At 45.5% G+C, this 286-nt stretch carries 1 protein-coding gene; it reads left to right on the forward strand.

Annotated elements, in window-relative coordinates:
* Positions 1 to 286 (forward strand): SprB repeat-containing protein (locus ACLI1A_RS19595; RefSeq protein ID WP_411410388.1); only part of this gene is annotated, 286 nt, incomplete at both ends.

A 286-nucleotide genomic window follows, 5' to 3' on the forward strand; every position in this document is an offset into this window, starting at 1 on the left:
CGTAACAGTAACCGATGCCAACGGTTGTACAGCAACTGCATCAGTAACTATAACTGAGCCTACTGCTTTATCGGCTTCAATATCTTCTCAAACCAACATCCTTTGTAATGGTGGTGCTACCGGAGCTGCTACAGTAGCGGTAACAGGTGGTACTACAGGCTATACTTACCTTTGGAGTAATGGTGCTACTACAGCTACCATAACCGGTCTTGCGGCTGGTACTTATAACGTAACAGTAACCGATGCTAACGGTTGTACAGCAACCGCATCAGCAACTATAACTGAA

This window comes from Flavobacterium sp. RHBU_3 (genome assembly GCF_046613565.1).
In the GTDB taxonomy this organism is placed as follows: domain Bacteria; phylum Bacteroidota; class Bacteroidia; order Flavobacteriales; family Flavobacteriaceae; genus Flavobacterium.